Below are 7,111 nucleotides of genomic sequence, written 5' to 3' on the forward strand. Positions count from 1 at the left end.
TTCACTTCACGTTTCGACGTTATTCTTCAACTATCCAATTATTTAGGAAGTAAACTTTTTTGCATCTCCCATTCATCCGCCTTATGTCTCATATACATTGCCCACTCAATTAAAACGATTGGAACTATTGAATAAAAAACATTTATAACAATGAAGATAAAGGCTATTTCGTCCAGATTCGTCATAACACCATAAATATAACCTATTATTCCACTCGCCATCAGGACTATAGAAAACGGAAAGCGTGGAAATCGAAAGGCCATGACACCACTAAAAATCATAACAAGTAAAACCATAATAATAAAATGCCAATACAACGAAAAGTACATCGCCATTCTAACTCCCCCTTTAGTAAATTGTCGCAAACTATAATAAAGTATATTCGCTCCCTATTCGACTTTCTCCTCTATAAAAAACATATTTTACTGTTATGGTAATTCTTTTATCTCTTTCGTACTTAAATTTTGTTTTTTTAATTAATGTTCATCATTAAAGATACCATTTTAGATTTTTTCATACCCCAATTGATAAACATTATCATTAAAGATTGCCCGTTAGTTTATACGGCAGCATAAAAATGGATTAGAAAAAACAATGGTTTCTAGTATTCTTTCATTGGGGCATGCACTAAATTTATAAGTGGTTACAGAGGGAGTTGAGCGAGAAATGGAGCAAGGTTATTTACAGGAATTATCCTGTGACTATATTCAACGTTATCTTTTTAGCAAACTACTTTTTGCCTAAGATTTCATACTTAACATGGATGCTCCGTTTAGCACTAAATGAACACCCTTTTGACTAGGGGAATTATTAAAGCGTAACACCTATATGTTAATTGAATGCTAGATGTACCACTCACAATTATTATGTGAGTGGTTTTTTCTACGATATGAGTGCCTACTCCTCATCAATAAAAGGAAATATATACATATCAACATCCAATATCGCATTAATCTCTACAGCAAACCGACTAAATTCAGGATAAATTGTGAGTCCTGATTGTTGACCATCATGGATGTTTATCACTAACTGTAAACGTACATCTTAATTCAATTCCTTTTTTAAGAGATTTATCGTATCTGTTTTAGATTTACATACATCTAAAAGCGGACGTAGCACATGTTCAGTATCAAAAGGTTCCTCAGTAACTACTTCGTAAATCCACCTTGTATATGGAATTACGTGATGATTTGTTGGATGATTAGGTACTGATCGTTCACCAATTTTCTTTGCTTCCGTCGGCTGTACGCTCATTCGTTCAGTTACAACATCTAGCGGAAAATCATCATTTCCCATTAACGCTATATATGCACAAAAATTAGTTCTCTCCATTTTTACCTCCTTACCTTTATAAAAAAGAGAACTATTCTATAGCTTAATATGGCAGCCATGATTAATACCCACATAAGAATACTAAAAACTTACAAAATCAAATAAAAACAAGAAGTTCCCATTATTTTTTCATTTTACTTGAAATGATTTGAGCTAGTTTCTTTGATATTCTTTGGTAAATAAAATAAAGAATCATCAAGTAAAGACCAATCAACACAAAGCGAAAATCATTTTTTACGAATGAGTGAATGATTCCCACACCTGTCATATATACAAAAGTAAAAATGATTGCAGTTAGTAAATCACCTGCCATACTACGATTATTTGAATTATCCATTGTCCCCCTCCATACATCGGCATAACATTTTATTAGCAAACTCACACAGTTTATACTGTTTCGTATTAATGGCTCAACATTTGAAGAATACCCTTTCCTATTAATCTTATTTTAAACTAAATAATCGATACTTACTACCAAATAATTACATAAATACCCTTAGAAAAAGTGAATGGTTACAAATAAAAAAGCCGATTCCAGCTATATAACCGAATCGACTTTTCCCAATATTTTAATTGGCGTACGCTGATAAATATTATTCAGTAAAAAGACTAGATTTCCTATTCTTCATAACTCAAGTGAATTTTCTCAAAATAATTCCCTTTAAGGGCGTTGAAACCCCAAAACACCTATTAATAATGTAAATAGAAATACTATCAAAAAGATTGAATTTAACAGTATGAGAAGCATTCGAATAATACCTTTATTCCCCAGAGAAGCACTTATTATCCCCAATGCCCCAATTAGTAATGGCGTAAAGATACTTTTAACCAAGAGAAAATCAAAAAATTTACCATACCATTTTGTTGAATCATGATTAAAAAAAAGCCAAGCCAAAACTAAACAAAAGATAGATAAACCTGTGAAAATTTTTTCCTTCAATTTATCACCACCATCTAAATTAGATTGAGCCCTTGTTAAGAAAATAATAATATTGTTAGGATGAATTTCAACTTGTTACATATTTCGATACTAAGCAATTAAGTGAATCTATTTCATAATTCATAAAAGCATCATTTTATGCAATAAACAATAAACGTTCGTCAAAGCATAAAATCAAAAAGAACTTCTGAATAACATAATATATTATTAGTCTTATTTTCAGGCGTGTTGATTTTTTCTAATAGAGCCATAGTTTACTAGCCACATTTTTTAAAATACTAGCCACTTTTTTCAAAATACTAGCCACAATTTTAAATTTACTAGCCAATGTGAAACGGAGCAAAGGTATTACTAGCCTTTCAGGGTGAATACTTGCCAATTTACCAATTCTATTAGCCATTCTCAATCTCTTCACTACTGCTTATTTTAATTTTTGACTGTTCACCGAAATATTACTCTAGCGCATATTGCATTACGGCCGATGCACGGCTTTTCTTCACTTCTACTATAAAAAATAGTAGCACAAGCTATGGCATTGGTTTGTACTACTAAAACAATGTTCGTCTTTATATAAAAAATAACCAATTATGAAATTGATTCACGTAGTAATTATAATCAATAACAATAAAAAGGGTATTCCACCACTAGTTGTGAATACCCTTTCCAAATTCTCATATAAACTGAAATGCTAACATTAATCCAATCGGAATTGTGAACCAAATCAAAAAATTGCTTACAATCTTAATAAAACGAGACGTATTTTCCTTGAAAATAAACCTCCACATGAATATTACTCCGAGAGCCCATACCGGTAAAACTAGGAAGAATTCGGGTGTCAAAGCACTCGCGTCACCTAATGCACCTTCTGCAAAAAACCATGATATCAATAATGCCATAACACCACTGCATATTACATTAATCCAGATTAACATGGATTTCATTTTGACTACCGCCTTTCTCATCTAAATTCTTAAACCATTCATGTGATTTAAGAAGGCTGTTAATCTAAAATTTCAGAAGCTTCATTGACTTTAATCCTGTTCTGTTATTATATATTCTTCCACGATAAATTTTATTAAGAAAATTACTAACGATCTCTGTACAAGATCTTATAAATAAATCTGCATTTTATGGTGCTAATCTATTTTTCATACTGTGATATTTTTCCCCTTCTTAAATCCGCAATATCTCCCGAATATCGTCCTCCGTTAAAGCACCTGAAGCCTTACCATCCGTTTCGAGAATATCAGCAATAAGATTCCGCTTCTTTTCCTGCAGCTCGTTCATCTTTTCTTCGATTGTGCCACGGGCGATGAGCTTAATAACCTCCACGGTATTCTGTTGCCCCATTCGATAGGCACGGTCGGCTGCTTGTGCCTCTACAGCTGGATTCCACCAAAGATCGTAGAGGATAACGGTGTCAGCACCTGTTAAATTCAGCCCTGTCCCCCCTGCTTTTAAGGAAATTAAAAAAACATCTCGTTCTCCACTGTTAAATCGATTACACAGCACGACTCGCTCCTCTGAAGGGGTTTGTCCATCCAAATAAAAATACGCTTGACCGCGCGCCGTCAGATCTCGTCCGATAAGATCAAGCATTTTCGTAAATTGTGAGAAAATCAGTACTCTTCTGCGGGACAGCCTCGATTCCTCTAGGATTTGTAGAAGCGCCTCAAATTTCGCTGAGCTTCCGGTATAGCCCTCTACAAAAAGGCTTGGGTGACAGCAAATTTGGCGTAACCTTGTTATACCGGCAAGGATACGAATCTTATTTTTGCGAAACGTATCCTTATCGAGGTGCTTCAATGTATCGACCCTGAGCTTTGCTAGCAAGGCAGCATATAACCCCTTTTGCTCTGGTAAAAGCTCTGACATGTCAAGCGTTTCATTTTTACCTGGTAGCTCCGGCAGCACATCCTCTTTTAGACGGCGAAGTAAAAATGGACGAACCCTTCGCGAGATTGCTTTCCTTGTTAAGTGACTGTACTCCTGAAGCCCCTGGAACAGCTGCGGAAAAATAACATGATAGATCGACCAAAGCTCCTCTTGATTATTTTCCACTGGTGTTCCAGTCAGCCCGAATCGGTACTCCGCCTTAAGCTTCTTAACTGCTCGTGCCGTCTGGGTCATTGGATTTTTAAACGCCTGTGCCTCATCGAAAAACACTGTATAGAACGTTTGCTTCTCATACCACGCTAAATCCTGACGAAGTAACGGATACGATGTAATAAGGACATCGATATCATCCAAATTCTGTTGTAGCTCTCGTCGAACCGCTACATCCCCATCAATCACGATCCCTTGAAGCTCCGGTGCGAATTGCATTATTTCGTGCAGCCAGTTATACGTTAAGGAGGACGGGCACACGATTAGTACAGGCTGCTTTCTAGCCCGAATGTTCGCTATTTCCGACACGATAAACGCTATACTTTGCACGGTTTTCCCAAGTCCCATATCATCAGCTAATACGCCACCAAAACCGTAGCTTGCCAAACCCTTCATCCATTGGAAACCTTGCTTTTGATAGTCTCGGAGGATTCCTTCTAAGCTTGGTGGGACTTCAAAATCAAGTCTTTCTGGATGCATTAAGCCACTGACAAACTGACGAAATGATTCCTCTGGTGTAAATACTTCGCTATCTCCTATTAACTCTAGGAATTTTAAGCTTTCAAGTATAGGCATAGTCAATGTCGATTCATAATCATCATCCTGAACTGGTCCTGCTAGCAAGAACCGGCGAATTTCTTCCATTTCCTTTGTTTCAAGTGATAGTAAGGAATCGTTCGGAAGTCGATAATACTTCATCTTCATCTCAAGTGCTTCCAGGATCTCCTTTACCTGTTGATTAGAAATCCCATCCATCTCAAATTTAAATTGGAGCCAATTTGTTCGCTCCTTCTTTAGCTTGACGGCAATTTTAGGAAAGGAATTCTTTTTGACGAGTCGATTTCGAACTGCCGTTGTTGCATAAATTTGAGTAAGTGGTTGAAGCTTTGGAAGCGTATAATATAAGAAGCTATATTCCAATTCCTCATTTTGCATAAAATAGCCGCCATCCGTTTTCGTAAACCCACTTTCCTCCATCGCCTCGAGGATTTCCTGTTCCTTCTGATAATCTCTAAAGAATATCGGACCTACAGGATGCTCAGCGTTTTCCAATGGCTGAATAACAACATGCTCATAATGAAATTCTAGCCCTGCCAGCAGCCTATTTTTAAGGCGATCTAAATAAAGCTTGGCCACAAGTGGTGTTTTCCTCTGTTCCTCTATTAACCGCTGAGCTACTGTCACATCGCCTATTTTCCTCAAACCAGGTACAATTTTATTCAAGAACAAATCTAGTTGGTCATGCGGAATGGGCACTCCATTCGATCCATCAACCATTCTCTGTAGCTCTGTTAGTCGTTTACAGTCATCACTGTTTAACTGATATAAGAAACCATCACATAATACAGCGTGATACCCACCAAAAAGCAGCATCCTTTCGAAGCCTTTCATCGTCAATCGATATTCCCCGTCTACTTCATCTACTAAAAATTGTAGTGGTGGCTTCCTATCGACAAAGGATAATGCTTCTGAAGCATGGCCATCGTGTTCAACAAAAAGAGCTAGAGTTCTGGTAAGTAAAGGCATTAGCCCTCTCCAAGCTGACGGGGGTATCAGTAATACATCACGGCTAACTGAATCGTTATAGATTGCGTCTAAAAAAGCCTCTTCATCTCGTACAATTTCTATCAGCCTTTGGAGCACTTCATGGGCTTCGTTTGAGAAGCAATACTCATTTGGATCCCAGTGAAATGTAGGCGATAACAGGCAACAGGTTCCCGATTGTACATGTAGGAGAAACTCACGAATCGATGAAAGCTCTATGAGATTAATGGAAGGCTTTATTCCAAATAAATATTGCCCCTTCCCAATCATGCATGGCTTCAGTGTAAACGTAATATCGAGTACTTTTCTTTCCTCAAAATGAGATTGATGCCTGCTTTTTCGTATCGGTTCGTCCTGGAAAAGTGTCATAATTCCTTGGGAGAGCTGTTGCTCTTCAAGTACTTCTGGTAATGAACTCTTATGGCTAATCCCCTGTCGTTTCCGTTCATCTATGGCAAGCAAAACTGCGGCAACATGCTGACAGCTCATGCTAAAATTCTCAAGCGTAGGACAGCTACAAGACGTCTGAATACGCCCTTTGGAATCCTTCTCGATTGTGACTTGGAAGTCTTCTGCACCTTTCACAGAAGCCCTATATTGATGTTCGCTATCTTCACTAATCGTTACCTTCCCCGCTCGAACATAGGCCTCCCCTCTTTTGAAGGAAACGGACCCGCACATTTCTTTAATTTTTTTATTGTTAATCTTGATGTCCATAGCCACCGCTCCTTCGCTTTGTCTCATGCATTAATCCTAATTCTATCACTTCTATAAACGAGGCTCAAAACAACAAAACACCAACTGGGGCTAGTATAACTACTTAAATGGCTTGAATTTACAACTAAAAAGTAAAACACAGTTCACATTACCGCATCCTTCATGTTCAATTTAAATATTCCCCTCAAAAAAATTTAAGAACACACTGATAAAAATGAATACGATAGAAAAAATTATTATGATAGCGGGATTAATAATATTCCACACTAAAAAGATTGCAACACTAAGGATCCCTAATTCTAATAAGAGTCGATAAAATCCTTGAAGTTCAAACTGCGCATTGGGTGAACCGAATGTACCCCAGACGATGATGAGTATAATTAGAAATATTAAACAAAATAAAAGCCTAGTAAAAATAAAGTGTACCCTTTGTAAAGGACATTTTGAAAAAAGCCTAGGCAACTTGTTGAA

At 36.9% G+C, this 7,111-nt stretch carries 7 protein-coding genes; all 7 read right to left on the reverse strand.

The window, feature by feature from the left end; all coding sequences use genetic code 11:
- Positions 1–38: 38 nt before the first annotated feature.
- Positions 39–335: a hypothetical protein gene (locus V4T18_RS01760; RefSeq protein ID WP_332645875.1), complete on the reverse strand. Its 297-nt coding sequence runs from the start codon at positions 333–335 to the stop codon at positions 39–41.
- Between the two features lie 562 nt (positions 336–897).
- The gene (locus V4T18_RS01765; RefSeq protein WP_332645876.1) at positions 898–1,026 is read right to left on the reverse strand and encodes a hypothetical protein; all 129 of its coding nucleotides are present in this window, start codon (positions 1,024–1,026) and stop codon (positions 898–900) included.
- A gap of 18 nt (positions 1,027–1,044) precedes the next feature.
- Positions 1,045–1,332: a DUF4279 domain-containing protein gene (locus tag V4T18_RS01770; protein WP_332645879.1), complete on the reverse strand. Its 288-nt coding sequence runs from the start codon at positions 1,330–1,332 to the stop codon at positions 1,045–1,047.
- A gap of 121 nt (positions 1,333–1,453) precedes the next feature.
- On the reverse strand, positions 1,454–1,669 hold the full coding sequence (locus V4T18_RS01775; protein ID WP_332645881.1) for a hypothetical protein: 216 nt from the start codon (positions 1,667–1,669) through the stop codon (positions 1,454–1,456).
- A gap of 324 nt (positions 1,670–1,993) precedes the next feature.
- Complete coding sequence (locus tag V4T18_RS01780; RefSeq protein ID WP_332645882.1) at positions 1,994–2,272, reverse strand: hypothetical protein; 279 nt, start codon at positions 2,270–2,272, stop codon at positions 1,994–1,996.
- A gap of 1,173 nt (positions 2,273–3,445) precedes the next feature.
- Entirely contained in the window at positions 3,446–6,640 is a 3,195-nt protein-coding gene (locus tag V4T18_RS01785; RefSeq protein WP_332645884.1) for a DEAD/DEAH box helicase, read from the reverse strand.
- Between the two features lie 171 nt (positions 6,641–6,811).
- A complete protein-coding gene (locus V4T18_RS18325; RefSeq protein ID WP_442916884.1) occupies positions 6,812–7,102 on the reverse strand; it encodes a DUF2568 domain-containing protein in 291 nt (96 codons plus the stop codon).
- Between the last annotated feature and the right edge of the window lie 9 nt (positions 7,103–7,111).

Source organism: Lysinibacillus sp. 54212, assembly GCF_036662795.1.
In the GTDB taxonomy this organism is placed as follows: Bacteria; Bacillota; Bacilli; order Bacillales_A; family Planococcaceae; genus Lysinibacillus_B.

Coding starts and splice junctions, on each gene's coding strand:
- V4T18_RS01760 (WP_332645875.1), bottom strand. CDS start 335: ATGGCGATGTACTTTTCGTTGTATTGGCATTTTATTATTATGGTTTTA.
- V4T18_RS01770 (WP_332645879.1), bottom strand. CDS start 1,332: ATGGAGAGAACTAATTTTTGTGCATATATAGCGTTAATGGGAAATGAT.
- V4T18_RS01775 (WP_332645881.1), bottom strand. CDS start 1,669: ATGGATAATTCAAATAATCGTAGTATGGCAGGTGATTTACTAACTGCA.
- V4T18_RS01785 (WP_332645884.1), bottom strand. CDS start 6,640: ATGGACATCAAGATTAACAATAAAAAAATTAAAGAAATGTGCGGGTCC.